Source organism: Intestinicryptomonas porci (assembly GCF_033971905.1).
Classification (GTDB): domain Bacteria; phylum Verrucomicrobiota; class Verrucomicrobiia; order Opitutales; family Intestinicryptomonadaceae; genus Intestinicryptomonas; species Intestinicryptomonas porci.
Window position 1 is genome coordinate 126,722 of record NZ_JALBUT010000007.1, and the last position, 25,286, is coordinate 152,007.

Annotated in this window: 30 protein-coding genes and 1 tRNA gene; 5 read left to right on the forward strand and 26 right to left on the reverse strand. The window is 47.1% G+C overall.

Going from position 1 to position 25,286, the window contains the following annotated elements:
- The first annotated feature begins 22 nt into the window (after positions 1-22).
- On the forward strand, positions 23-967 hold the full coding sequence (locus tag MOX91_RS07055) for an AEC family transporter (protein WP_370397382.1): 945 nt from the start codon (positions 23-25) through the stop codon (positions 965-967).
- 100 nt (positions 968-1,067) lie between these two features.
- Here MOX91_RS07055 and MOX91_RS07060 read toward each other — a convergent pair whose 3' ends face one another.
- From MOX91_RS07060 to MOX91_RS07180, 25 genes are all read right to left on the reverse strand, one after another.
- Positions 1,068-1,412: a hypothetical protein gene (locus MOX91_RS07060; RefSeq protein WP_370397383.1), complete on the reverse strand. Its 345-nt coding sequence runs from the start codon at positions 1,410-1,412 to the stop codon at positions 1,068-1,070.
- A 168-nt stretch (positions 1,413-1,580) separates the two neighbouring features.
- A tRNA-Arg gene (locus MOX91_RS07065) sits at positions 1,581-1,652 on the reverse strand.
- A gap of 10 nt (positions 1,653-1,662) precedes the next feature.
- Positions 1,663-2,970 carry a homoserine dehydrogenase gene (locus MOX91_RS07070; protein ID WP_370397384.1) on the reverse strand — a complete coding sequence of 436 codons (1,308 nt, stop codon included), beginning with the start codon at positions 2,968-2,970 and terminating at the stop codon, positions 1,663-1,665.
- Positions 2,967-3,575 (reverse strand): glycerol-3-phosphate 1-O-acyltransferase PlsY, encoded by a 609-nt coding sequence (gene plsY / locus MOX91_RS07075; RefSeq protein ID WP_370397385.1) that lies wholly within the window; start codon positions 3,573-3,575, stop codon positions 2,967-2,969. The genes MOX91_RS07070 and plsY overlap by 4 nt, the downstream gene beginning before the upstream one ends.
- A 6-nt stretch (positions 3,576-3,581) precedes the next feature.
- On the reverse strand, positions 3,582-5,180 hold the full coding sequence (gene serA / locus MOX91_RS07080; protein ID WP_370397386.1) for a phosphoglycerate dehydrogenase: 1,599 nt from the start codon (positions 5,178-5,180) through the stop codon (positions 3,582-3,584).
- A 94-nt stretch (positions 5,181-5,274) separates the two neighbouring features.
- Entirely contained in the window at positions 5,275-6,627 is a 1,353-nt protein-coding gene (locus MOX91_RS07085; RefSeq protein ID WP_370397387.1) for an MBL fold metallo-hydrolase, read from the reverse strand.
- 39 nt (positions 6,628-6,666) lie between these two features.
- The gene (gene thiH, locus MOX91_RS07090) at positions 6,667-7,797 is read right to left on the reverse strand and encodes a 2-iminoacetate synthase ThiH (protein ID WP_370397388.1); all 1,131 of its coding nucleotides are present in this window, start codon (positions 7,795-7,797) and stop codon (positions 6,667-6,669) included.
- 3 nt (positions 7,798-7,800) lie between these two features.
- Entirely contained in the window at positions 7,801-8,592 is a 792-nt protein-coding gene (locus MOX91_RS07095) for a thiazole synthase (protein ID WP_370397389.1), read from the reverse strand.
- Complete coding sequence (locus MOX91_RS07100) at positions 8,585-8,836, reverse strand: helix-hairpin-helix domain-containing protein (RefSeq protein WP_370397390.1); 252 nt, start codon at positions 8,834-8,836, stop codon at positions 8,585-8,587. The genes MOX91_RS07095 and MOX91_RS07100 overlap by 8 nt, the downstream gene beginning before the upstream one ends.
- Complete coding sequence (locus MOX91_RS07105; protein WP_370397391.1) at positions 8,837-10,000, reverse strand: hypothetical protein; 1,164 nt, start codon at positions 9,998-10,000, stop codon at positions 8,837-8,839. It lies immediately after the preceding gene.
- Positions 10,001-10,009: 9 nt separating this feature from the next.
- Complete coding sequence (locus tag MOX91_RS07110; protein WP_370397392.1) at positions 10,010-10,756, reverse strand: type III pantothenate kinase; 747 nt, start codon at positions 10,754-10,756, stop codon at positions 10,010-10,012.
- On the reverse strand, positions 10,753-11,565 hold the full coding sequence (locus MOX91_RS07115) for a biotin--[acetyl-CoA-carboxylase] ligase (RefSeq protein WP_370397393.1): 813 nt from the start codon (positions 11,563-11,565) through the stop codon (positions 10,753-10,755). The genes MOX91_RS07110 and MOX91_RS07115 overlap by 4 nt, the downstream gene beginning before the upstream one ends.
- 43 nt (positions 11,566-11,608) lie before the next feature.
- Positions 11,609-11,974, reverse strand: a complete 366-nt coding sequence (locus MOX91_RS07120) for a hypothetical protein (protein ID WP_370397394.1) — start codon at positions 11,972-11,974, stop codon at positions 11,609-11,611.
- A gap of 138 nt (positions 11,975-12,112) precedes the next feature.
- Entirely contained in the window at positions 12,113-12,583 is a 471-nt protein-coding gene (locus MOX91_RS07125; protein WP_370397395.1) for an ExbD/TolR family protein, read from the reverse strand.
- Position 12,584: 1 nt separating this feature from the next.
- Positions 12,585-12,989 carry an ExbD/TolR family protein gene (locus MOX91_RS07130; RefSeq protein WP_370397396.1) on the reverse strand — a complete coding sequence of 135 codons (405 nt, stop codon included), beginning with the start codon at positions 12,987-12,989 and terminating at the stop codon, positions 12,585-12,587.
- Between the two features lie 29 nt (positions 12,990-13,018).
- On the reverse strand, positions 13,019-13,855 hold the full coding sequence (locus tag MOX91_RS07135) for a MotA/TolQ/ExbB proton channel family protein (protein WP_370397397.1): 837 nt from the start codon (positions 13,853-13,855) through the stop codon (positions 13,019-13,021).
- A 177-nt stretch (positions 13,856-14,032) separates the two neighbouring features.
- Positions 14,033-15,088 carry a dual-specificity RNA methyltransferase RlmN gene (gene rlmN, locus MOX91_RS07140; RefSeq protein WP_370397398.1) on the reverse strand — a complete coding sequence of 352 codons (1,056 nt, stop codon included), beginning with the start codon at positions 15,086-15,088 and terminating at the stop codon, positions 14,033-14,035.
- Position 15,089: 1 nt separating this feature from the next.
- Positions 15,090-15,290, reverse strand: coding sequence for a hypothetical protein (locus MOX91_RS07145; protein WP_370397399.1), 201 nt, complete (start codon positions 15,288-15,290; stop codon positions 15,090-15,092).
- 4 nt (positions 15,291-15,294) lie between these two features.
- Positions 15,295-15,531 carry a hypothetical protein gene (locus tag MOX91_RS07150; RefSeq protein ID WP_370397400.1) on the reverse strand — a complete coding sequence of 79 codons (237 nt, stop codon included), beginning with the start codon at positions 15,529-15,531 and terminating at the stop codon, positions 15,295-15,297.
- Positions 15,532-15,535: 4 nt separating this feature from the next.
- Positions 15,536-16,588, reverse strand: a complete 1,053-nt coding sequence (locus MOX91_RS07155) for a hemolysin family protein (RefSeq protein ID WP_370397401.1) — start codon at positions 16,586-16,588, stop codon at positions 15,536-15,538.
- 58 nt (positions 16,589-16,646) lie between these two features.
- Entirely contained in the window at positions 16,647-17,390 is a 744-nt protein-coding gene (gene truA, locus MOX91_RS07160) for a tRNA pseudouridine(38-40) synthase TruA (protein ID WP_370397402.1), read from the reverse strand.
- Between the two features lie 3 nt (positions 17,391-17,393).
- Entirely contained in the window at positions 17,394-17,837 is a 444-nt protein-coding gene (gene ruvX / locus MOX91_RS07165) for a Holliday junction resolvase RuvX (protein WP_370397403.1), read from the reverse strand.
- Between the two features lie 2 nt (positions 17,838-17,839).
- Positions 17,840-19,087 carry a tol-pal system YbgF family protein gene (locus MOX91_RS07170; protein WP_370397404.1) on the reverse strand — a complete coding sequence of 416 codons (1,248 nt, stop codon included), beginning with the start codon at positions 19,085-19,087 and terminating at the stop codon, positions 17,840-17,842.
- Complete coding sequence (locus MOX91_RS07175; protein WP_370397405.1) at positions 19,080-20,024, reverse strand: tRNA dihydrouridine synthase; 945 nt, start codon at positions 20,022-20,024, stop codon at positions 19,080-19,082. The genes MOX91_RS07170 and MOX91_RS07175 overlap by 8 nt, the downstream gene beginning before the upstream one ends.
- Position 20,025: 1 nt before the next feature.
- Positions 20,026-20,631, reverse strand: coding sequence for a CPBP family intramembrane glutamic endopeptidase (locus MOX91_RS07180; RefSeq protein ID WP_370397406.1), 606 nt, complete (start codon positions 20,629-20,631; stop codon positions 20,026-20,028).
- A 93-nt stretch (positions 20,632-20,724) separates the two neighbouring features.
- Here MOX91_RS07180 and MOX91_RS07185 point away from each other — a divergent pair, with 93 nt between their 5' ends.
- From MOX91_RS07185 to MOX91_RS07200, 4 genes are all read left to right on the forward strand, one after another.
- A complete protein-coding gene (locus tag MOX91_RS07185) occupies positions 20,725-21,699 on the forward strand; it encodes a polyprenyl synthetase family protein (RefSeq protein ID WP_370397407.1) in 975 nt (324 codons plus the stop codon).
- Positions 21,700-21,701: 2 nt separating this feature from the next.
- Positions 21,702-22,730 carry a glutamyl-tRNA reductase gene (gene hemA, locus MOX91_RS07190; RefSeq protein ID WP_370397408.1) on the forward strand — a complete coding sequence of 343 codons (1,029 nt, stop codon included), beginning with the start codon at positions 21,702-21,704 and terminating at the stop codon, positions 22,728-22,730.
- Between the two features lie 118 nt (positions 22,731-22,848).
- Complete coding sequence (gene eno / locus MOX91_RS07195; protein WP_370397409.1) at positions 22,849-24,168, forward strand: phosphopyruvate hydratase; 1,320 nt, start codon at positions 22,849-22,851, stop codon at positions 24,166-24,168.
- Between the two features lie 215 nt (positions 24,169-24,383).
- Positions 24,384-24,530 (forward strand): hypothetical protein, encoded by a 147-nt coding sequence (locus MOX91_RS07200; RefSeq protein ID WP_370397410.1) that lies wholly within the window; start codon positions 24,384-24,386, stop codon positions 24,528-24,530.
- Between the two features lie 63 nt (positions 24,531-24,593).
- On the opposite strand, the gene MOX91_RS07205 is transcribed toward MOX91_RS07200, so the two are convergent.
- Positions 24,594-25,268: a zinc metallopeptidase gene (locus MOX91_RS07205; RefSeq protein ID WP_370397411.1), complete on the reverse strand. Its 675-nt coding sequence runs from the start codon at positions 25,266-25,268 to the stop codon at positions 24,594-24,596.
- Positions 25,269-25,286: the final 18 nt, after the last annotated feature.

Here is a 25,286-nt window from a genome sequence, read left to right on the forward strand (position 1 = left end):
TAAAAACGGCGCGTTATTTATTATGAACGAGCTATCTTTTACAGCATCAATGTTGGCGGTATTGCCGATATACGCAATCATAGCGTCGGGAAGCTTCGCAAGAAAAGTCGGCTGGATTGCACCCGCTGGCGACTCTACTTTAATGAAAGTCGCAGTGGAGCTTACCCTGCCCTGCTTCATACTCTATAACTTGCTTGAAAACGACAAACTAAGAAGCGTGTCTTTTTCGATTTCCACAATCGTACTCGGCATGGCGATAACCGCCATAAGCATCTTTGTTTCTTGGATTGGCGGCAAAATTCTAAGACTTAAAGTCGGCGACGGGCTGAGGACATTCGTGGTCACGGCAGGCGTGCAAAACTACGGCTTCTTCATAATCGCGCTCGTTGCCATTTTAATGCCGAATTCCGAATTTACGGGGCTTGTTCTGACGTTTAACGTAGGCTGCGACTTGATATTTTGGTCGGTCGGCTTTCTGATGATTTCAAACGCAAAAAAAATGTCGTTCGATTTCTTGAAAAAAGGCCCCGTGTGGGCGGTTTTTTTGGGCCTTTTTCTGATGTGGACAGGACTTGATAAATATATAGGAGATTCAGTAAAAATTTTTCTAAAACTAATGGGCGGCGTGGCAATTCCCGTCAACCTCATGCTATTTGGAACGCTTATAGTCGATATGCTCGACTTGAAGAAAATAGCATGGAAAATCGTGCTTGCGGGAACGACGTTAAGAATGCTTATCCTTCCCGCAATGCTTGTTTTGTCGCTGACATTCCTGCCGCTTTCAAATCCGCTAAAAATGCTGATTTTAATGCAGTCGCTCGCACCAAGCGGAGTGATGTCGGCAGTGTTAGCCAAACATTTTGGCGGACATCCGCACATATCAGTTCAAATTACAATCGCAACCTGCGCCATAAGCCTGATAACCCTCCCCCTCTGGCTAAACTTAGGGCTTAAAATAATAAATTAAACAATATTTTTCCCGACGACACAAAGCGGCACAAAGGGAATTTTCCCCTTGCGCCGCTTTTGCCTTATTGGATTTTTAAAATTCCGATTGGTATTTTCTGCTACTTTTCGATTTTAAATTTCTCGAAGGAAGAGCTTATGAAATTATCCTTGCCCTCGTTCCAATTTATTGAAACAACCGCAACTCCCGAGTTTTCCGAAAGGGCAAGCATTGAGATTTCCGCGGTGCATTTGTCGCTTCCGTCTTTATAATTGAGCGTCAGCACTCCCGTGCCGTTCTTGTTGCTCTTGCATGTCCCCGAAACTTCACCCATTGCAAAGTTCTTCTTGTCGAAAAGCATCAGCGTTTCCTCTCCGACTGTTATCTTTTTACTTATCGGCAGGCTCAAAAGCGAAGCCTTGTCGGCGGATTCAATATCGGCGTCCGTGAACAAGCCGCTATGCAAAACATCTCCAAACCCGACGCCAAAGAGTTCTTCGGAAGATAACTTTTTAATTACTACCTCTTAGCGAATGCAAAATTTCTCTACTTCAATTTTACAAAAGAAAAAATTGCAGGCATTCTATGAATGCAAAAACCGCCGCTTGCAAAATGCAAGTGGCGGTTAAAAACGCGCCCCCATTGGGAGTCGAACCCAAATCAAAGGCTCCGGAAACCTTCGTTCTATCCATTGAACTATAGGGGCTGAAAAAAAATCAAGAGGGAGAATTTTCAAAAATTCTCAAAACAAAAGGCTTTTCCAAAACTTGTTCGGAAGACTCCAACGCCGAGCACGCCTGCTGTATGGCAAATTCGCTTGTTTTATGGGTTGTGAGTATAAGCCAGGCTTCGTCCGCATTCTCGTGCTTCTTTTGCTCCAAGAGCTCTATCGAGACGTTGCATGAGGCGAATATTGACGCGATTTTTGCGAGGGTGCCTGTCGCGTCTTTTACTGCCAAGCGAATATAAAACGAGCTTTCTATGTCCTTTAAAGGCATCATTTCAACGCCGTTTTGCACAGAGTGCGGGACGTATTGGGAATTGGAATTAAGAGCCTTGAAAGCGTCAGCTATGTCGGAAATAACTGCGCTTGCGGTGGCGTTCTGCCCCGCGCCCCTTCCGATATGCACGGTACGCCCGACAAGATCGCCTTCGAGCGCGACGGCGTTAAACACTTCGTTTACGTTCGCAACGACGTCCGAAAGCGAAAGCAACGCGGGATAAACCGCGACTGAAATTTTCTTTGCGGCAGTATCGCTTTTTATGGACGCCAAAAGCTTTATTCTGTAATTAAATTCGCGCGCCCAAATCATATCTTCCAAGCGGATGTCGCGTATGCCGGTTACAATCATTTCGGAAAGCTTAACCCATCTGCCGTAAGCCAAATAAGCCAAAACTGCCGCCTTGTGCGCGGAGTCTATGCCGTCGATGTCCAAAGATTCGTCGGCTTCAACGTATCCTAACCTGCGGGCATCGGCAAGAACTGCGTCGTAAGAGGCGTTTTCGCGCTCCATTCGGGTTAAGATGTAGTTGCAAGTGCCGTTTAAAATTCCGTAAATCAAAGAAAAATTATTGGCGACCAAACCTTCGCGCAAAGACTTTATTATTGGTATCCCGCCCGCCACGCTCGCCTCGAAAAATATTTGCGATTTGGGATTTTTCGCAAGAAGCCCAAAAATTTCCGCGCCCTTTTCGCAGAGCATTGCCTTATTTGCGGTAATCACGATTTTGCCAAGCTCAATCGCCTTTTTTACGAGCTTGAAAGCTTCGTCCACTCCGCCCATAAGCTCGCAAACGATGTCTATTTCGGGATTTAAAACCACGTCGTCGGGATTTTCGGTGAGCTTTTCGGCGGGAATATCCACCCCGCGCTTCTTTGCGATGCTGCGAACGCAGGCAAGGGACAATTCATAATCCGCGCCAAGCCTTCGGGACATCTCCGAATGATTTTCTTCAAGATGCCGCCATACGCCTTGGGCGACAGTGCCCATTCCCAAAAATCCTATTTTATATTTCGACTTCATTTAAATCTGTTCTCCGTGCCGTTTAAGAGCCTTTGGATGTTGGATTTGTGTTTGTAAATCACAGCAAACGCCAAAAATACCGCAAGGGCGGTTTGAATTGACGCCGCGCCGTACAAAAACGGCGAAGATATGGGTAGGCTCGCCGCCATTAAAATAGATGCAACCGAAACGTATTTCGTGCTGTAATAAGCCGCAACCCAAATAATAAGCCCTATCAGAATGGCTGCCCACATAAAAGCGACAAGCCCCCCGATGGTAACTGAAACGCCCTTACCTCCCCTGAATTTGGTAAATACGGGATACATGTGCCCCGCGATTGCCGCAAGCAGTCCCGCAACACACAAAATTTGGACGTCGGAAATCTCGACGAACATGCTTACCCACACAGGCAAAATCGCCGCCAAAAATCCCTTTAAGGCGTCCAGAAAAAAGCAAAGATTGCCTGCGAATTTTCCGCAGGCTCTCTTCACGTTAGTCGCTCCGGGATTGCCGCTGCCGAAGCTGAAAATATCGACGCCCTTTGAGCGCGCGATAATCACGGCAAACGGGATAGCCCCCAAGAGGTATCCCAATATCCCGAAAATAAAAATGCCGACTATATTCATCAAAAACTATGAAAAATCAACAACTTTGACCCTGTCAACCGAATCGAGCTTTTCGATTTCGGCGACAACTTCGCTTGACGGATGCTCGTCGAGTTCGTAAACGCTCAAAGCTTCGTCCGCGCCGATTCTGCTTACGGTCATATTTGCGATGTTGTAATTTTTGTTGCCCAAGATTGCGGCGATTGTCGCAACCATTCCCGGCTTATCCTTGTTGACGAGAAGAAGCACGGAATTTTTCGCGGAAATTTCAACATCGTTGCCGTCGATTTTAACAACGCGCGGCATAAGACCCTTGCCCATTACGGTGCCCGCAACAGAGCGTACCTCGCCCTTTTCGCAAACTGATTCAACCACAACGAGTTCAGAATAGTCGGATTCCGCGGAAGAATTTACCGCTTCAAATTCGATGCCCAAGTGCTTGAGCTTGCTCGGAGCGTTGACGTCATTTGCGTTGTCGCACACGAGTTTCAAATAACCCTTTTGGAGAGCGAGCATCAAAAGCTTGTTGTCGAGCTGGCTCAACTTTCCGTAGAAGGAGACTTTGAGCTTTTGAACCTTGTTTGCAGATATTTGCTGGATTAAAGTGCCAAGCTTTTCGCAAAGTCCTACATACGGCTTTACTGCCGCCAATGTTTCGGCATTGACGCTCGGAGCATTCACCGCGTTGCGGATTATGCCGTCTTTAACCGCGGCGGCAATGAGTTCGGCAACTTCTATGCCGCACGCTTCCTGCGCTTCCTTTGTTGACGCGCCCAAGTGCGGAGTAAACACAACATTCGGAAATTCGCGAAGAGGGCTGTCTTTTGCAAACGGTTCGGATTCGTAAACGTCCAATCCTGCCGCCGCAACTTTGCCGGATTTAAGAGCTTCAACAAGCGCGGCTTCCTTGATGATGCCGCCGCGGGCGCAGTTGAACACGCGGACGCCTTTTTTCATTTTGTCGAAAGCCTTTTCGTCGAGCATGTATTTTGTGGCGGGCGTCAAAGGCATATGAACCGTGATGTAGTCAGCCCTCGGCAAGCCGTCTTCAAGATTTGCGATAAGCTCAACGCCCAAGCTCTTGGCGCGGGCTTCGGTGAGGAAGGGGTCGTAAGCCAAAACCGTCATTTGGAACGCCTGTGCGCGCTTTGCGATTTCAGAGCCGATTCTGCCCATGCCCAAGATAAACAAAGTCTTGTGGAAAAGCTCGCTGCCCTTGAAAGTTTTTCTGTCCCACTTGCCTTCGCGTATTGAGTTGTTTGCCTGCACGATGGGACGCGTGCCGCACATAATGTGCGTGAATGTGAGTTCGGCAGTCGCGATGGTGTTGCCCGTGGGGGTATTCATCACAACAACGCCCTTTTCTGTCGCGGAGGGAATATCGATGTTGTCAACGCCAACCCCTGCCCTGCCGACAGCCTTAAGCTTTTTTGCGCAAGACAGGACGTCTGAAGTTATTTTGGTTTCGGAGCGGACAATGACGCCTTCCGCGTCAGCTATAAGCTCCTTGACCTGTTCCGGAGTCGAGCCATAGGCTTCGACAACGTCCAAGCCCTGCTGTTTCAATAATTCCACACCTTTGGGGGATATGGGATCTGCTACGAGTATTTTTGCTTTCTTATTCATGTTTAAACAACAATCGTGGGACTGTTTTCCAACCCGATTGTTAAAGACCGATAATGGCAGAACGCTAAGTCAAGTCAAGATGAAAGACTTTTTGTCAAAGTTCCACGGAAACCGAGGGAGATGCTATTTCAACACCGATATGCGGGGCGATGTCGAGAAGCTCGTCCATAAACCAGTTTCTCGATTCCTCTGAACCGTGGGTCAAAACGATTACGCGCGGATCGCACCTCAGTGCAAAGTCAATGAGTTCGCCCCTATCGGCGTGCGAGCTTAAATCGAATTTGTCAACCTTGCAGTTTACGCGCGCAATATAGCCCAAATTTTGGAATACGAATGTTTCATCGCCCTTAGCCTTCTTCAAAAGCCTTCCCCCGGGAGTGTCGGGATCGCAGTATCCTACAAAAAAGATGGCATTTTCCTGATGGTCCATGATAGCCGCCGCGGCAGCGTAACTCGGAGTGTTTTCAACCATCATTCCGCTTCCGAAAACATAAATTCCCTTTTGGGAAAAATCTTTCGCGGGCACGATTTCATCCCTGAACGGCTGAATCAACTCGTAAGCGGTTTTGTCGAAACTTACCCCGGCGTTCTTTCGGGACTGCCTTAGCATGTATTCAGAAATGTCTATGCCAAGTCCCGCCGCGAATACGGGAAATTCAGAGGGAATAAGCCCGCTTTTTCTGCCGTTTTTTACAAGCTGCAAAATTTCCTGCATTCTGCCAAGCGCAAACGCGGGCACAAGAACGCTGCCACCATCGCGCAAAACCCTGCCAACACTTTCGATAAACCTCGCGCACTCGTCCTGATAGCTTTCGCTTCTTTCGCGCTCGCCCCTCGTGGTTTCCATTATTAAAACGTCATACTTCCGAGTTGGAATGTTTGCACCCTTTATTAGCTGGGAGGCGTTAAAAGAAATGTCGCCCGTATAAAGAACAGACTGCTTTGAAGTCCTGAAAGAAATCGCCGAAGCCCCAGGAATATGCCCCGACTGGAAAAATTCGACTTCAACCCTCTTGCCTTCGACTTCAAACGCCCGTGGGCGGTTAAAGCCAAATGGCAGAATTTTTGGGCGAAGCGCGTCGATGTCCTCAAAAGAATACAGGGGATACTCCGCAATGCCAAGCTCTTCACGCTGGCGAACCATAACATTGCGCGAATTGCGAAGCATTCTCAAAGACAGGTCGGAAGTAACCTCGCTTGCAAGAATTGAGGCGAAATTCTGCCTTCGCGAAATTATCGGCAAAGCTCCGACATGGTCGAGATGCGCATGGGAAATAGCGATAAAATCCAAAGTGTCGTCCAATACCGCGTTCAAATCGGGCAACGCCTCAATGCCGACTTTTTTCGGGTGCATTCCGCAGTCTGCAAGCACGCGTATGCCGTCAAGCTCTATCAAATGCGCGCTCGAGCCTACATCCACACCTTTGTTTAAATCTGTATAAATCATTCCGCGGTATTGTAAAAATCGCAAAAAAACCGCAATCCGTCAAGATTGTTGTTCGATAAAGCCCAAATCAAAGTCTTTCCAAACAGGCTCGTAACCTTTTGAAACTATCATATTTGCAAACTCTTCGACAGACCTGTCATCATCGATGTCAAACTGCCCTTCCGCCGTTTCATGTTCGGCGTATCCGCCAGGGCGCGTAGAACTTGCCGCGCTCATCTGAGTTACGCCAAGACCTACGAGGCCGTCGCGCAAATAGCGCGGCTCCCTTGTGGAAACGGTGATTGCAAGATGCTCGAAAACAATTCTTAAAGCGCAAATGATTTTCACAAGCTCCCTGTCTGTCGGCACAAATTCGGGATTTGGCTGAAAGCCGCTCGCGGCGGGCCTCATTCGCGGCAGGCTTATGCCTATCCTTGCCCTGTAAAAATTCCTGTAAAGATATTTTGCATGAATTGCGCATGAAATAATTTCATACCGCCAGTCGTTCAATCCGAAAAGCGCGCCAAGCCCCGCTACGCGCATTCCCGCTTCGAGGGCGCGTTCGGGAGTTCCAAGACGCCACTTGAAGTTGGATTTCGGACCCGACGGATGCATGTATTTGTAAACTTCGCTGTCGAAAGTTTCCTGAAATACAGTAAGCCCCTCGCAGCCGTTTTTGACAAAACTTTTGTAAACCGAAACAGGAGACGGCGCAATTTCTACTGAAATGGACGGAAATCTTTTAGCCGCGATTTTTATACACTCGTCCATATAGCCCAAGTTCACGAGCTTGGGGCTTTCTCCCGCAACAAGCAAAATTGAGCGAAACCCCATTTTGTAAGTCGCGTCAACCTCCGCCCTGACTTCTTCCAACGTCAGGGTTTTGCGTTCGATATTGTTGCGCTTGGCAAAGCCGCAGTACCTGCAATTATTCACGCACACATTGCTTACATAAAGTGGCACGAACATCCTGATTGTCTTGCCAAAATTGCGCTCCGTTATAAGAGACGAGCGTTGAGCCATGTCTTCCAAATAAAAATCTGCGGCAGGAGAAATCAAAACCGCAAAATCTTCAATACTTTTCAAGCCCGACTTCGACAAAACCCTCCCGACGTCGGCGCGGGTCGAATTTCTTGAAATTTCCGCCAAAGACAAGGCTTGGGCGGGGTCAAACTCTTCAAAAAAACCCATATTCTATCCGTTCAAAAAACCAGTAAGAGGGCTTGTTGCCGACGCCTTGAAGGAGACCGCGCAAGACGCCCCCATAAGATATGCGCTCCTGCCCGCTTCAACCGCTTTTGCAAAAGCATTAGCCATTTCCGCAGGATTTTTTGCGATTGCGATTGCCGTGTTTATCAAAACCGCGTCCGCGCCTATTTCCATTGCAAGCGCGGCGTGTGACGGCATTCCTATGCCCGCGTCAACAACGACGGGGACTTTTGCCTGCTCTATTATGATTTCAATCTGGGCGCGGGTTTCAATACCCCTGTTAGTGCCGATTGGCGCACCAAGAGGCATGACGGCGGCAACGCCCGCATCCTGCAAGCGCATTGAAAGCGCGGGGTCTGCATTCATGTAAGCCATAACCTTAAAGCCTTCTTTTGCGAGAATTTCAGCCGCTTTCAGCGTTTCAACGGGATCGGGCAAAAGATAGTTAGGGTCGGGATGGACTTCAAGTTTCACAAAATCTCCAAGACCCGCCGCGCGCCCAAGACGCGCAATGCGCACCGCTTCTTCGGCATTCATTGCGCCCGAAGTGTTTGGAACAACCAAATATTTCGACGAATCCAGATAGTCCAAAATGTTTGCGCTTTCATCGTGCTCCGAAGCGAGATTTGCGCGCTTCAAGGCGACTGTCGCAAGAGACGCCCCGCAAGAATCGAGAGCGAGCTTCATGGCGTCGTTTGACGAGAATTTTCCCGTTCCCACAAAAAGGCGGGAAGAAAATTCCCTGCCTCCCAAAATCAATTTATCTTCCTTATTCATCTTCTTTTTCCGCAAAATCAACTGCGATTTTAAAATAGTTTAATATATCCGGATCGGTTTTTATGCGAATTTTTTTCAAGTCTTCAAAAATGGCTTCCGGCGCGCGCCCCTTCAATTCGTAGATTTCCTTGAATTTGAGGTCGAGAAGCGCCCTCGCCGCCTCGACCCTCATTTTGGGTATTCTCATAAACGGGCTGTTGAGCGCGGCATAGTCCGTCTTCTTTTTTTTCTTGGGCTGGTACATTTACTTTGAAAGTTTTTTCAAAAATTCCTTTGAGCGAGGATCGCTTTCATATTTTTTCAAAACCGTTTTTATCTCGCCTGCAATGCGCTCGTTTTCAAGCAGAGGCTTGACGCCTTCGCCGCTCAAAGCCATAAAGAGCATGTCCGCCCTTCCTTCTGTGTTGGCGGCAAACCCAAGCATCGCAAGGCGCACTTTCGGCGAAAAGTCGAAGTTTTCAAAATTCTTTTTGTACTTTTCAAAGATGCCCTGGTTCTTTGAAACGATAAAAAGCTCCATCGCGTCGTTTATGACCGACTTGTCGCCCAACGCCAAAATTTTGTCAAGCAGGGCTGAAGCCTCGTTTATTCCGCCCAAGTTGAACTCGACTATGCTCTTTCCCTTCAAGGCGTCAATATTGCTCGGATTTGCTTCGAGTATTTCCGAATACAAAGAGCGAGCAAGCCCCCAATGTCCGCTCAACATCGCCCCCCTCGCCGGCAAAATCAGCGCATTTGCATTCCAGACACCCTTTTCGACCATATATAAATTAAGTGCCATCAAGAAGGTGTCGAGAGAGGAATTTTTCAGCATTTCTCCCGCTTGAGCGGCGTTTATGGAACGCTTTGCAAGCTCCACATCCCTATTATTCTGGTTGCGGTAGGCGTACGAAAGCAGAATGTTCAATACCCCCAAATCCGTCTTTGCGAATTCCGAAAGTTCGGGCAAATATTCCTTTACGTCGTCAATTCTATTCGTCTGCAAAAGAATTAAAGCGATGAGCTTGGCAGACTCCTTGTCGCCGAGCACGTAGGATTTTTTGAAGTTTGGCAGTGCGTTTTCAAAATCGCCGAAAACTGCCAAAATATTGGCGTAAGTGCGTATCGCCTTTGCGTCGTTCGGAGAGGAGGCAATGTATTTTTCAAGCATCGCCTTTGTTTTTTCGGGTCGGTGCAAAGTCATATAACAAATTGCGACGGGAAACAGCTCCTTGTCGGAATAAGCGTCGGGATTTGTCTCGTAAGCCTTTACAACTTCCGCATTTATTTGCGGATTTGAAAATACGCTGTCCTCGGCAAACAGTTCCACTTTGGAAAAGTTCGACTTGTCTTTCAAAACATCCGTATTTGCGGCATAAGCCGACAAAGCCAACGCCGCCGCAATCATTATGATAGATAATTTTTTCATGATATGTATTTATTTAGAAACCATTTCAAATGCCATTGCAAGCCCGATGTTTGCAAGGCTCGGCTCGACAAGCCTGCCCGCAATCCAGTTTTCGGGCAAAACACCCGCGCTTCCGCCCGTAAAAATTGTCTTTTCAGCGGCGGATTTGCCAAAAAAATTTTTTTCGAAGTCGCCGATAATGCCGTCAACAAGCTTGCAAAAGCCTTTGACGCACCCGACATTCATGGCTTCGAGCGTGTTTTTGCCTATCACAAGATTAAAATCGGCATCTTTCGGATTTATCATAGGCAACTGGGCGGTTTTTTCCGACAAGTACGCGGTAAAAGCGTATAGCCCCGGGGCAATCGCCCCCCCCGCATATCTTCCGAATTTGTCAACCAAATCAATGGTGACTGCAGTTCCCATGTCAACTACTATGTACGGCGGCTCAAAAAATTTCCCAGCCCCGATTGCCGCCGCGATTCTGTCCTGCCCCACTTGTTCCGGATTTTTTACGTCAAAGGGCATAGGGGAATTTTTCGAGGAAAGCTGAAAATTTGAAATGCCAAACTTGGCAAAATTTTCCGATATTTTCGGGTTTATTTTGGGAACAACCGAGCACCATGCAACACCGCAACCCCCGCCCTTCAAGCCCGAAAAATTGAAATCGCAGGCAAATGCAGAGGTGTCGAAATCTGAAACGCTCAAAACTTTTCCGCATTCAACCAAGGCGCAATGTGTATGCGTGTTGCCGATATCTATCGTAAAAATCTTCACTTGAAATCCTTCAAAATCGTGGTTTCACCCGCTCCGCAGGCAACTGTTCCCAAGCTTTCCGTTTCCAATAGAAGCCTGCCTTTGGAATCGACCCCTGCGGCGACGCCCCTCAGGACATTATTGAAATTGTTTACGGAAATAACTTTTCCGCGCAAAAAATCAAACGACTCAAAAATTTTGCAAATATCCGTTTCGGGATTTTCCGACAAAGTTTTAAAAGCCGAAAAAACGGAATTTACCACAAGCGCGCACGCCTCGTTTATCTCGATTTCCGCATTGGCGCACTCTTCCATTGAAACAGGATTTCCGCCGTCAAAAGAATTTATTTTGCCAAAATTTACGCCTATGCCGAAAATCATCGAATCAAGTTTTCCGCCCTCGAGAAAGCATTGCCCAATCATTCCGCCCAATTTCCTGCCTTCAAAGAAAATGTCGTTCGGCCACTTTATTTTCAGCCGACATTTGCAATAATCTGAAAGGGTTGAAGCAACATTTACGCCTGCAAGAATGGAAAATTTTTCCACGGTTTCGGAGGACACGCCTTTCAATCCGAAACCGCAGGTAATGCAGATGCTCCGACCCGAAAAATCCCGCCAAGACCTGTCAAATCTTCCCTTTCCGTCCGTTTGGTGCGCGGCGACAATCGCAAAAGGAGTCTTTCCATTTTTCAGATATTCCACTGCCCGCAAATTCGTGCTGTCGGTCTCTTCGTAGAATTCAAAACCGCAACAGCCCGCGTCCAGCTTGCGCAAACAATCCGTTATCCGCATTTCGCACAATTTCTGCTCCTGCTTAAAAAATGGTTTCATTATTAAAAATAAAACTCCTTTTAACGCCAAAATTCAACTCTTTTTAACGCCTCTTAGAATACAAAATGTCTTTTAAAAACTTTTCCAATTTGAAAAGCTGAAACTGCGAGCACCTTGAAACAATGGCAAAAAGCCTTTCCATGAACAAATCGGACGTGTAATTTGCCGTTTCCAAAAGATAAAGCTGGAGCATTGTTTTATGAATCAGCATGTAAACGCGCTTTTCATAGCCCTTCGGGGCGCAACCGTTGCCTTGATGGCCCATTATCTTTCCACTGTGGAAGCTGTTTCGCACAAACTGGTCGCTTCTGCCTATTATTTCTCCAACTTCCTTAGGGCTGAACCATTCCTGCTTTGTGGGAAACAGATATTCAAACTCTTCAAACTGTCTTTCTTTTTCACTCTTCATTTTTAGATTATTTTATTATTTTTTAATAAAAACTGATAATACAGGATAATAACTTATTAAATATGTCAAGATAAAAAAGAAATAAAAAAGGCGCATTGTAAAAAAATGCGCCTTGGAAAATCTGAAAAACCTTTTAGCTTAAATCGCGTCTGAAAACGACACCTGCTTTATGCCCGCCTTCGCGCACGCGCTCAAAACAAACATTGACGCCTGGTGCGGAGCATCTCCGTCGGGAATGATTGTTACAACCGTCATTCTGCCGCCGCCGTCATTCGCCTTCTTCAAACGGGTCAAAGTCGTCGCAAGCGAAGTGAATTCGTGCGGAGGAGTTTTGTTTTCCGTTTGAGCCTTCAAAATCGGAGCGTCTTCAATGTAAGAACCGTTCAGAAATATACTGCCGTCTGGCTTAATCAAAACAACCTGCTCGCTCGGCAAGGTGGTTGTTTCCGTAGGCTCCGTCTGAATAGGCAACTGGACTGTCATGTCAGCTTCTTGCTGAATTGGCAAATACATAAAGTAAATGAGCAGCAAGAAGATGATGTCAATCATCGAAGTCAAGCTGAAACTATCGTTGTCGAGCGCCAATCCTTTTTTCTTTCTTTGTGCCATATTACTGCTGCTCCACACCAAATATTATGTTATATATGCCGACATTGGCGCACCTCTTCATAATTTCGCTTACAAAGCGGTAATGGGTTGCTTCGTCAGCGCGCAAGTAAACGCCCTTGAAATCGGGATTTGCAATGCGAGCTGCCAATGCGTTTTCAATTTCATCCAAATTTGAAGGACGCGCGCCCAAGAAGTAGTTCCCCTCTTTGTCGATGGAGATAAACTGCCTGTCGCGACTGTCTTCGGGAACTTTGGATTCCGCCGCAATCGGCATCTGGACTTTTACAAGCTCCGCGGAAGCGAAACTTGTAACAGTCATAAAGAAGGCAATCAACAGGAACACAACGTCAATCATTGACGTCAGCTCAAATGCCGTATCTTCATCTTGTTGTGCCCTAATTTTCATTTTACAAACTTAAAATTGCCGTTGAAAAATTATTTTTTTGCGGGAGCTTCAACCGCGTCCAAACCCAAGTCCTGCGGACCGTATTTAGACGACATCTTAAATACATACAAAACGTCGCCCACAACAGAGCTTAACCCCGAAACGACCTTGCCATACTGGTTTTTGAAAATGAAGTAGCCCAACATTGCGGGAATACCAACCATCATGCCCGTCGCAGTGGTGATGAGAGCTTCGGAAATGTTGTCTGCGAGCTTTTGCGCAGAACCCGCGCCTTCGGCGGCAATAGTGTTAAATGCCTTAACCATGCCCGTAACCGTGCCGAACAGACCCAACATCGGGGAGATTGACGCGATAAGAGCCAAATAGTTTACCATGACGTAGGGAGACGCCATTTCCTGCATTGAAGATTCTTCCATAGCAACCTCAATGGCTTCCCAGTCGATTTCCTTGTCGTTTACGCGGGAAAGACCTGCGCCCAAGATGTTTGTAAAGGGAGTGGGATGCTTTTCGCAGTATTCGATTGCGCCGTCGATATTCTTTTCGTTCAAAAGCTTTTTGAGTTCATTTACGTCTGCGGGAACTGCAAATTTCTTGGAGCGCATTGAAATTCCATTTACGATAGCCAAAGAAATACACGCGATTGCACACAAAGCAAGAGGATACATTGTCATACCGCCCGCTTTCCACATGTCCATAAGGGATTTACCCGCAATTTTTTCGGGTTCGCCGGGCTTTTTCTTGGCGGCGTCCGCAGCCGTCTGATTTGCCGCTTCAGGGGCGGGAGCAGCTTCTTGCGCTGATGCAATGCCAAAGCCAAAAGCCGCAACTGCGGCGATAGCCAATACCTTTAATAACTTACTTTTCATTTATTTAATTGGGATTGTTAATGTTTATTATAGAAAATGAATAAAAATCCGCCTGCGCAATAACAGGCGTCTTTGTTTGAAATTAAATATTGTACTTTTGCATATTTTTTGCAAGCGATTTTTTTATCTTTTTTTCATGCGCACACCCTCCCCGCAAAAGGCAAAATACGCAAAAGCCTACATATTTTCAAGTTTTTGACGCTCCGCGATTAGCGCAAGCTGCCCGCATGCCGCCTCTATGTCCGAACCTTTTTCCCTGCGCAGCGTGCACGACACGCCTTTCGACTTCAAGGCATTAAAAAACGCTTTTCGCCTGTCGGAACTTGGTCTTTTCCAATCCAAGCCCTCTACCCTGTTGTAGGGTATCAAATTGACATGGGCATGCAGGGAGTTTGCTATGTCCGAAAGCAATTTTGCGTCAGAAAAGCTGTCGTTTACCTTGTCGATTAAAATATATTCCAAGGTAATCATTCTTCCGTTAGACTTTGCAAAAGCCTTTGCGGCGGGCAGGAGAACTTCAAGCGGAAAGCGTTTGTTTACAGGCATGATTTTTTCCCTGACATCGTTTGAAGCCCCGTGCAGACTTATCGCGAGCCTGAAAGGGAATTTCATTTCGGCAAGCTCTTTCAGCTTGTCGGCAATTCCGCAGGTAGAAAGCGTTATGCGGCGCGCGCCGAAGCCGAAACGGTCCTTTATTATATAGAGGGCCTTCACGACATTTTCAAAATTAGCCAAAGGCTCGCCCATGCCCATAACGACAATGTTTTCAAACTCAAACTCCCCGTTTTTCACAAACGGAAGGAGCTGGGAAACGATTTCGGAAGAATCGAGGTTTCTCTTAAAGCCACGCATGGTGGATGCGCAAAACCTGCACCCTTGCGCGCACCCCACCTGCGTGCTTATGCACAGGGTCTTGCGGAGTTCGTCCCCCTCGCCTTCGGGAGCTTCCAAAAGCACGCTCTCTATAAAATATCCGTCCGAAAGCTCAAAGAGATATTTGCCCGTGTCGTCCAAAGAAGTGCGCTTGCGTTGCGGCAATGCTGTCTTTATCTCAAAATTATCCGACAAAAATTTCCGCAAATCCGCAGGCAGGTTTGTTATTTCGGAAAAGCTGAAAATCTTTTTTTTGTAAACGCCCTCCCAAACCTGTTTTGCCCTGAAAGCGCGAAAGCCCGCCGAAGATAAAATTTCGGCAAGCTCGTCAAATTCAAGCAAAAAAAATCCGCGCTTCATGCTAAAAACGCTCGCTTGAAACGGGCCGCCAGACGTCCCGATTTTCCGACCTGTTTTGATTTTTGACGCGCTCGACATAGTTTTCAACCGACTTAGTCTTTCCCGAAACGACGCTGCCTATCGGAGTGTTGCGCGCGTCTTCCTCGACGCTTTCGCAAGAAACCAAAAAGAATGCAATTATTAAAACAAAAAACCTGCCCATAACCTTATATTACAATTCTTGAAGAATACGACCACCTGAATTCCGCTTTTCCGTCGGAACCTATAAATCTTATCTTTTCAAACTTCATGTTTACGGAGCCGACTTTGACAGTCGTTGACCTATCCTCAAATTCAGCGGGAGAAGGAAGCTTGCCTACGACTTCGTTTAGCTTTTTTAAAGAAACCAGAGCGCGGCGCACTTCGCCGCTTTTATGCCCGTTGCTTTCCGAATTCCCGTCCATAATTCTACCTTTGAGTTTTAGATTTCATTTTTTTTCGGCGCAAGGCAAGCTCGCGCATATCGACAGCAATGTCGTCTGTTTCAAAAATTTCAGAGCCAAGCAGATGCTCAAAAATATCTTCAAGAGTGATAACGCCCGTAAGGGAGCCGTATTCGTCAACGACAATTCCCAAATGCTGGTGCTTTTTTATGAGCTGGCGAAGTACGCTCAAAGAGCTTCCGTTTTCGGGGACAAAGGCGACTTCCTTAACAAAATCCCCGACCTTGCGCGAATATTCGTCGTTTGCCTTGGCAAGCAGAAGGTCGCGCCTGCGCACGACTCCCACAATGTTGTCGATGGTTTCCCTATACACGGGCATACGGGCAAAAGGCACAGCCTTGCCGCTCGACAAAACTTCCCCGACCGTCTGCGATTCGTCCAAAGCCGCGATTACCGTTCTCGGCGTCATTATTTCCGAAATGTAAGTGTCGTCGAGAGTCAGGGTGTTTGAAATAAGCTCTTTTTCCTGGATTGAAAGAAAACCGTCTTTCGCCCCCTTTTCGGCAAGCAGTTTGATTTCGTCGTCGCTTGAACTGTTGACCTGCCTTCCGCGCGTTATCATTGAAAGCAGCTTGCTCATGAAAATTGAAAACGGATACATCAAAACCCTTACCCAATAGAGCGGATATATGAAATAAGGCTGCAAAGAAGCGCGGTAGTAAACGCCTATGTTTTTCGGGAATATCTCCGAAAAAGTCAAAATCGCGATGGTAAGCAACGCGGGAAAGGCGTATTTTGAATATATGTCCGACTGGAAATACTTCGACAAGTGCGTCGCAAACAAAATGCCCGCGAGAGTGGCGCCGAAAGTGTTTGCTATTGTGTTTAAGGAAAGGATTGCAGAGCTTGTGCGGTCAATCTGCTTTACGAACAAATCCAAAAGCTCGCCCCTTCTCTTAGATACTTTTTTTAGCTGCTCGATTTCAGAAGGCTTCGTGCTTAAGACCATCGCCTCCAAAAGCGAGCAGAAAGCCGACACCGCAAGGGTGAAAAAAACTGTCAATATGAAATATATCATTTATTAAAGGATATTTTGCATTTTCCCGCAAATTTCCGCAACAAAATTTTTATCGGATTCAATAAAAGACCTTTTCCAAAAAAAGCCCGCAAGCGGGAGCCGTTTGGAATGCGTTTGTGCGCTTTTTCCCTTCCAAAATGCGCTCTATATCCGATTTCGAGAGCTTCCCAAGACCGACATCGACCATCGCCCCCGTGATTATGCGCACCATTTTGTACAAATACCCGCTGCCTTCCGTCAAAAGCCTTATTTCGCGCCCCTTTTTCGAGATTTTCAAAACCCGCAGAGTTTTCACGGGATTGTCCTCTTCATGACCCCTGTTTGCCGAAAACGCCGTAAAATCGTGCTCGCCAAGCAAGACCTCTGCCGCGTCGTTCATCTTTTCAATATCGAGCCTGCGCCTTTGCATGGACCAAAAGTATCTGGACTTGTAAGGCGGCGCATAGCCCTCGAAAATATTGTAGGCATAACGCTTGCCTTGCGCCGAATACCTTGCGTGAAAGCCGACATCGGCAACGGACACTTTAAAAATCTGTATTCCCGCGGGAAGCCCTGAACGCAAAGCCGCCTGCAAGTTTTCAGCGGAGTGCGCCCACTCGGCGTCGAAATGAAAAACCTGCGCCTTTGCATGGACGCCCGCGTCCGTTCTGCCGCTTCCGTGTATTCGTATTTTCTCTGAAAAAATTTCGGAAATCCTGCGCTCTATGAAATCCTGTATGGTGTTGCCGCAAAGCTGGCTTTGCCAGCCCCTGAAATCGGTGCCGTCGTAGGCGCAATGGCATTTAAATCGTGTCTTAGGCATAATTTACGCGGGGCGGTTATCAATGTAGTCCTGCAAGACTATTGCGATTGCGCGGCTGTCGATATCGCCGCTTCTTCTGTATTTTTGGCGCGCCGCAACAGTTTTTTTTCGCGACTTTTTAGGAGCGAAAGCCTCCAAATCCGCCTCGGCCTGAAAAGAGCTTAAACGCTCGTCGGAAGTATCGACAGGCAGGGAAAATCTCGACTTCAAAATTTCGATGAAAGCATCGACTTCCTTCATTTTTTGGCTTGCGGAGCCGTCCATGTTGTAGGGATAGCCGATTAGAAGCATATCGGGCTTTCTGCGCTCTATTTCAAGGGCGATGTGGTTTAGGCGCGCCTCGACGCTGTTTTCGACCGCGGCAGGTATCGGGAATGCGACGCCAAGCTCGTCTGCAAAAGCAAGCCCTATTCTCTTGTGTCCGTAATCAAGCCCCAAAATTTTCATATTTAGTTCAGTTTTATTTTAGACCAAAGAACCGCGTTTTTATGGTACATTGGCAAATCTTGACGCTTAGAGTGGCGCAAATATTCGCGGAGAATGTTTTTAGCCCCCACGTTGTCCCCCAATTCAAGCAGAGATTTAGCCCCGTAATAGTACGATGGCGACGACCACTCCTCAAATCCGAAATAGGCGATGAAAACGCGCTGGAAGCATTCGTAGGCGTTCGCCCATTTTTCCTCCTCAAAATACGAAAGCCCGCATTTGTAAATCGCCTCCGCGGCGGGCTTGCCCTGCATTTTGCGGTTCATGGAAACTTTTAGATATTCCTCTCGCGCCTCCTTGTATTTTTTTTGGAAACGAAGGCAGTCCCCCGAGAGAATGTAAATTTTCCAAGTGTCTTCAAGAGAATCGGGCGCAAGGCTGAGTGCGCGAGCCGCCATCGAATGAGAGATTTCATACTGCCCATCTTCAAACATGTTTACGGCAAGCGCATACCACGCCTCATACGCAAACTCAGACTCTGAATTTTCTTCAAGTGCCCTGTCCAAGTCGCTTTCGCCGACTTCTTTTTTTAGCTGCAAGAATTTTAGTACAAGCCCCATTCCCGCGTCTTCCGGCAATTTCAACCCTTCAAGCTCTCCCCTTATGATTTTAGCCCTCGCAGACGCCGCGCCGCCGCCGTTTTCGCCCGCGACAAAATCTTTCAAAAGCGAACAAGCCCTTTCGTCGAACAAAATTTTATCAACCCCGTCCGCATTCTTTTGGGTAGAATATTTTTGCCACAATTCCTTTAAGACTTCCCCCGCCTCTTCGCTTTTTCCGCGCTCGATTAACGCCCTTGCAAAACGCCACGCAAGCATGCTGTCTGACAAGACAATTTCCCTGTGGGTTTTGTAAAACGGCTCAAGAAGTTCTACCTCATACTCGAAAAATCCGTTGATGTCGCAAAACGCCGCAAAATTCTTTGCCAAATTCAACTCGTTGCCCTCAGGCAAATTTTTGAAGCACCTTTCAAACTTCGAACGCGCAAGAGCGGCGTCTCCGTCTTTTGCGGCTATCATAGCAAGCAGAAAATCCGCAAAGCGGCTCTTTGCGTCGTTTGCCTGCCCGACTTTCAAAAGACGCTCCTTTGCGGTCTTAAAGTCTTCATTGGCATAGGCGAACACGCCCGCATCAAAGTCCGACTGCGCTTCCTTGGAAAACGCGGGCGCAAAAGCTAAAACCAAAAACAAAAATATTAAAAGCCTACCCATTCAAAAAACCTTTAAACACCATGTAAACATCTTCGATTGTTTTGGAATTTGCAAGAGCCAAACGCATTTTTTTAAATCCGCCATGCCCGCGCATAAAGGCAATCAAGTTTGCGCGGATTGCCTTTAAGGAATCATCGCCCTGGTTTTGCAGGGATTTTTCAAGATATTTTAGAGCGGTTTCAACGCGCTCTTTGGCAGTCGGAGGAATAAAATCTTCCCCGTTTAACCCTGCCTTGATTTCCCTGAATATCCAAGGATTTCCCACTGCCGCCCTGCCGACCATGAAGCCGAAACACGCGCTTTCTTGCAATTCCGAAGCAGTCAACTTTTCAGCAGAACCGTTGCCTATCACGGGGATTTTCAAGCAGTTGGCAGTTTCCTCAATCAAAGTCCAGTCCGCATCTCCCTTGTAGCCCTGGTTTTTGCTCCTGCCGTGGATTGCCAAAACTTCCACTCCCGCCTCTTCAAGCTCAAGCGCCGCTCTCGGCAAGACGCTCTCAGCCCCCCATCCCGTGCGCATCTTTGCGGTAAGCGGAATTTTCTTTAAAGCCCCTTTAACTTTTTTTGCGATTTCCGCCATTTTGGGAACATTCTTTAAAAGCGCCGAACCCGCCCCCGCGTCAACGGCGTTGGGAGCGGGACATCCGTAATTTATGTCGATAAAATCAGGTTTGGCGTATTCCTCGACAAAACTTGCGGCATCCGCCATTTCAAATTCATCCCCGCCAAAAAGCTGTATTCCGCAGGGTCTTGCCAAAACGTCTATCCGCAGTTTCTCCAAGACCTTGGGGGCTTTTGAAAGAACGGCACGCGCATGTACAAACTCGCTCACGCAGACATCTGCGCCGTTTTCCATGGCAATTTCCCTAAACGCCGCGTCAGTATATCCCGACATCGGCGCAAGATATAAAGCCCCTCTTTTCAAAAAATCCGCCATTTTAAAATTCCCAAACAACGAAACCCTGAAATGTCTTGACCGCAAAGACGCCTATGTTGTACGCAGCGTGGGCAACCATGCACGGCAAAAGCGAACGCGTCTTGTTATAACAATTAAAGCGCAAAAAATAAAGCCATAGCGAATTTGCAAAAATAAACGCCGTGCTGAAAAAAGCCTTCCCCGTCAGATTTGCCTGAAAGCCGCTTTCAGCCGTGTAATCCCATAAAAACGGATGGCAGAGCGCAAACAAAACCGAAGCGGCAAAAATCCCCGCATAAAGCACCGCCCTGCCCTTGCCTTGAATGACGATGTAGCCTCTAAAAATAATTTCTTCTGTCACCGCCGCCGAAATCCAGACAAAAACAGCCCAGAATTTTACCTCGCTCTGCTCCCCTGAAAATCCGAGGCGGCACTCCAAAACGGTTTCAATCGCCAAAATCAGCAATGCGCCCAAAGAGCCGAAAATTAAAATCGGATAACTTGCAAAACCCGCCCCCGGGAAAGAGCGCGGAGAATTGCCGCCGCGACGCGCGTCATCGAGCCACATTTTGAAAAAGAATGCGCCGACAAAGAAAATCAATATCGAATATAGCGGATTATCCTGCATATTGTTCATCAAAAGAAAAATAGTCGTATTTTCAACTTTTTTAATTGTAAAATTTCGGCAATATGAGAAACTATTTTATTTGTAAGAGGCATAATGAAATACCAAAACGCCAGATTTGAAAAATTTGCGGAAAGCTTTGAAAAGCACATTTCCGAATTGAAGTCATATCTAAAAAAGCAGGCGGCAAGCTTTGATGTTGAAGTGCGCAAACAGGCGGCGGAATGCATAAAGCCGCAAGGCAAATATTTGCGCCCGCTTTTGGTTTATTCATCCGCCCCTTCTAAAAAATATTCCGACAAAGAGCTGCAAAAACGCGCCGCGGCGGTGGAACTGATACACCTTGCAAGCTTGATTCACGACGACGTAATCGACAATGCCGATTTGAGGCGCGACGAAGAGACAATCTTCAAGAAATTCGGCGCGCGAACGGCGATTTTGCTTGGAGACGCGATTTTCGCGCATGCAATGGGGCTTTCAGTTGACGGCAACGCACCCGAAGTTTCATCAAGGGCGATAGCCGTTGTAAAGACGCTTTCGCAGGGCGAAATAATGCAGACTCTCGCCCTAAATCGCGAAACCGACATGGCAAGATACATTTCGATTATCGAAGGCAAAACCGCATCTCTTTTTGAATTTGCGTGCTTTTTGGGCGCAAGCCTTGAATGCGGAGCGCAGTCGGAATGGGCAAAAGCCGCGCAAAAAGCGGGCAAAGCCCTCGGCAGGGCATACCAAATGTACGACGATATTTGCGACTGGGACATGGCGGAAAGCCAGTCGGGCAAAACGGCGGGCACTGATTTCATATCGGAAAAGCAGACGCTTCCTGTAATCATTCTTTTGAAAACTCTGCCCAAAAGAGAAAGCGCGAAACTTTCAAAAAATTTAAAGAGCCATTCCCCGCAAGACTTGCGCCAAATGATGTCGGAAAACGGCGTATTTAAAAAGTGCGCCGAAATATACGAAAAAGAAGTAGAAAAGGCGCGCGCGGCAATAGCAAAATTTGTCGGCAAAAACGAAAAGCTGCTCGAATTTTGCGACGCAATAAGCTCAATGATGCCAAAATACTGATTATGCCGCCCGACTGCGAAATATTTTCAATCGGAATTGCGCACGATACATGCGACGCCTCCATGATAGCCGAATATTCGCTTTCGGGAACGCTCCTTGAAGAAGCCTGCGAAAACGCGCTAAATAACTTTGGAATAAACGAAATTTTCGCGCTTTCGACTTGCAACCGCGTTGAAGTTTTCGCAGTGGGCTCTCCCCAAAAAACATTTAACGCATGCCTTGGCGCGATAACTTTAAACGGAGTGCGGCCACCCCAAAAATTCTTGGCAAGCGCAAAAATTTTCAAAGGCAAAGACGCGATAATCCACCTTTTTGAAACAGCTTCGGGGCTAAAATCCCAAATGGTCGGGGAAACGGAAATCTTGGGGCAAATCAAAAAAGCGTACGCTTTCGCCTCTGAAAAAAACTACTGCAAGTCTGTTCTAAACCGCGTAATACAAAAGGCGATACAGTGCGCAAAATGGATTAGGACAAACACCGAAATAGGAAGCGGCAACACCACAATAGGAGCGGTTGCTGCGGAAGTTGCGTCAAGAATATTTGAAGACGTTTCAAAAACCAAGATTTTGCTTGCGGGCTCAGGGGAAGTCGGCAGAAGCGTCGCCCAGGCACTCTGCGCAAGGGGTGCGGAAAACATAACTGTTTCAAGCAGAACATGGGAAAACGCAAAATCCCTCTCCGACGACGTCAAGGGAAGCGCAATAGGCTTTGACAGAGTCGCGGAAGAACTCGGCAAATTCGACATCGCAATTTTCGCCCTCTCAAACGCCGAGCACATCATAAATATGGAAATCGCTAAAGCCGCCGAAAAATACAGAAAAAGCAAGCCGATTTTCCTGATGGACCTCGCCGTGCCAAACAACGTTGAAAAATCCTGCGGCAAGCTTGGTGGAATATTTTTATACGACCTCTCCGACCTCTCGAAAGTCGCAAACGAAAACATACAAATGCGAAAAAATGAAATCGAAAAGGCAAAAAAGACGATTTCAGAGAAGGCGCAATATCTCTTTGCAAGACTTAGCAAAAGTTAAAACAAAAAAATAAATATCCCAAAAAAACGCTTATTTTGTTGACAAATCACACAGATAAAAGAACATCGGAAGTAATTTTGCTTAAACTTGAAAACCATTTTTTTGTAAAGGTAAAAATATGACAACAATCGTAGATATCAGAGCAAGACAAATCATCGACTCCCGCGGCAATCCGACAGTTGAAGTCGATGTAGAACTCGCAGACGGCTCACTCGGCCGCGCTGCTGTGCCATCCGGCGCATCAACAGGCGTTTCTGAAGCGCTCGAATTGCGCGACGGAGCATTGGCGGACAAGAATTTCCCCAAAGGCTTTAACGCGAAAAAGCGTTTCTTGGGCAAAGGCGTAATCAAGGCGGTTGAAAACGTAAACACAATCATCGCCCCCGAACTTATCGGCTTGGACGCGACAGACCAGGTAAGCGCAGACAAGCTCATGCTTGCTCTCGACGGAACCAAGAACAAGGCAAAGCTCGGCGCAAATGCAATCTTGGGCGTATCGCTTGCAATCGCAAAGGCGGCGGCAATTTCCTTGGGTCAGCCACTCTATAAGTACTTGGGCGGACCAAACGCAAAAGTATTGCCCGTTCCCATGATGAACATCATGAACGGCGGCGCGCACTCCGACGCCCCCATCGACATCCAGGAATTTATGATTATGCCGGTTGGCGCACCCACATTCAGCGAAGCTGTAAGAATGGGCGCGGAAGTGTTCCACTCTTTGAAGAGCGTTTTGAAGGGTATGGGTCTTTCAACCGCGGTTGGCGACGAAGGCGGTTTTGCCCCCAGCTTGAAGAGCAACGAACACGCGCTCGAAGTTATTTCCGAAGCCGTTAAAAAGGCAGGCTACAAGCTCGGCAAAGACATTTTCTTTGCTCTCGACGTTGCCTCTTCCGAATTCTACGACGCAAACTCAAAGAAATACGTCTTCTCAAAATCAGACGGCTCCAAGAAATCCTCCAAGGAAATGGTTGACTTCTTGAAAGACCTCTGCGACAAATACCCGATTCGCTCAATCGAAGACGGTTGCGCAGAAAACGACTGGGAAGGCTGGAAACTCCTCACCGAAACTCTCGGCGACCGCGTACAGCTCGTTGGCGACGACCTCTTTGTAACCAACACTGAGTTCTTGAAGAAGGGCATCGAAAAAGGCGTTGCAAACTCAATCTTGGTAAAGGTAAACCAAATCGGTTCACTCACCGAAACTTTGGACGCTATCGAAATGGCGAAGGAAGCGCGCTATACGGCGGTTGTATCGCACCGTTCGGGCGAAACAGAAGACGCCACAATCGCGGACATCGCAGTTGCCACAAATGCGGGTCAAATCAAGACAGGTTCTATGAGCCGTACAGACCGTGTTGCAAAATACAACCAGCTTCTCCGCATCGAAGAAGAATTGGGCGAAAACGCAATCTACGGCGGCAAATTCTACAACATCTAATTTGGTTGGAATATCGCAATTTGGGCGGTTTGGCTATTGCCAAGCCGCTTTTTTTGTATAGATTAACGACATACGGCGAAAAAATTGCAGATTATGAGAGACAATTTAACTACTTTAAATTTTATTTTTACAAAAGACGAAATTGAATATTTAAACATTATTCAAAGCACGCTTAAATTTGAACCAATGCGAGGGACAGAAGTTTAAAACTAACAATGCAGCAAGCAATGGATTTAAGTGATAAATTAACTGATTTATTAATGAAAGTCGGGTTTACTGAAGATGGAGAAGACGTAAACCCAAAAGGCAGAATAATAGAAGAGATAATAGATAAACTATTCGCCGCTGAAGATTTCCAATAAAAAAATCGCAAAGAGTAAACTTTGCGATTTTTTTATAACCTAATCTTAAAAAATTTACCTGCCCTAATCGCGGCGGCTTGCAAGCATGTAAAGAAGCCAGCCCAAAGAGGATACAAATGCCGCAACGTATGTGAGGGCGGCGGCGTCCAAAGTTTCGTTTACGCCGTACATCTCGTCTTCGTCCAATATGCCTAAGGTTTGAAGTCGAGCCTTAGCCCTCGCGCTCGCATTGTATTCGACAGGCAAAGTAACAAGCTGAAAGACCGTCATAATCAAATAAATCACTATGCAGATTTCCATGCACAAAATTCCGCTTGCCCCGCCAAAAAGCACAAATCCGCCAAAAATAACTATTGGCAAAATAGAGCTTGCAAGCTGTGTTATTGGCACCAACGCCATGCGAGTTTTAAGCGGCGCGTAGGCTTCCTTATCCTGAATAGCGTGCCCCGCTTCGTGAGCCGCGACGCCCAAGGCGGCAAGGCTTGTACCCCTGTAATTTTCGCGGGAAAGCGCAAGAGTCTTGTTCGTCGGGTTGTAATGGTCTGTCAAATGCCCTTCGATTTCGACTATATCGACATCGTCAATGCCTGCGGAGCTCATTACCCTGCGCGCGGCTTCCGCGCCCGTAATGCCCCTTCGCGAGCGTATTTGAACGTTTTTTGAATACGCGCCCGAAACTTTTGCTTGCGCATAAAGCCCGATAAGCAATGGAATAATTATAAAAATTAAAAAATTCATATCCTCTTAAAATAAATT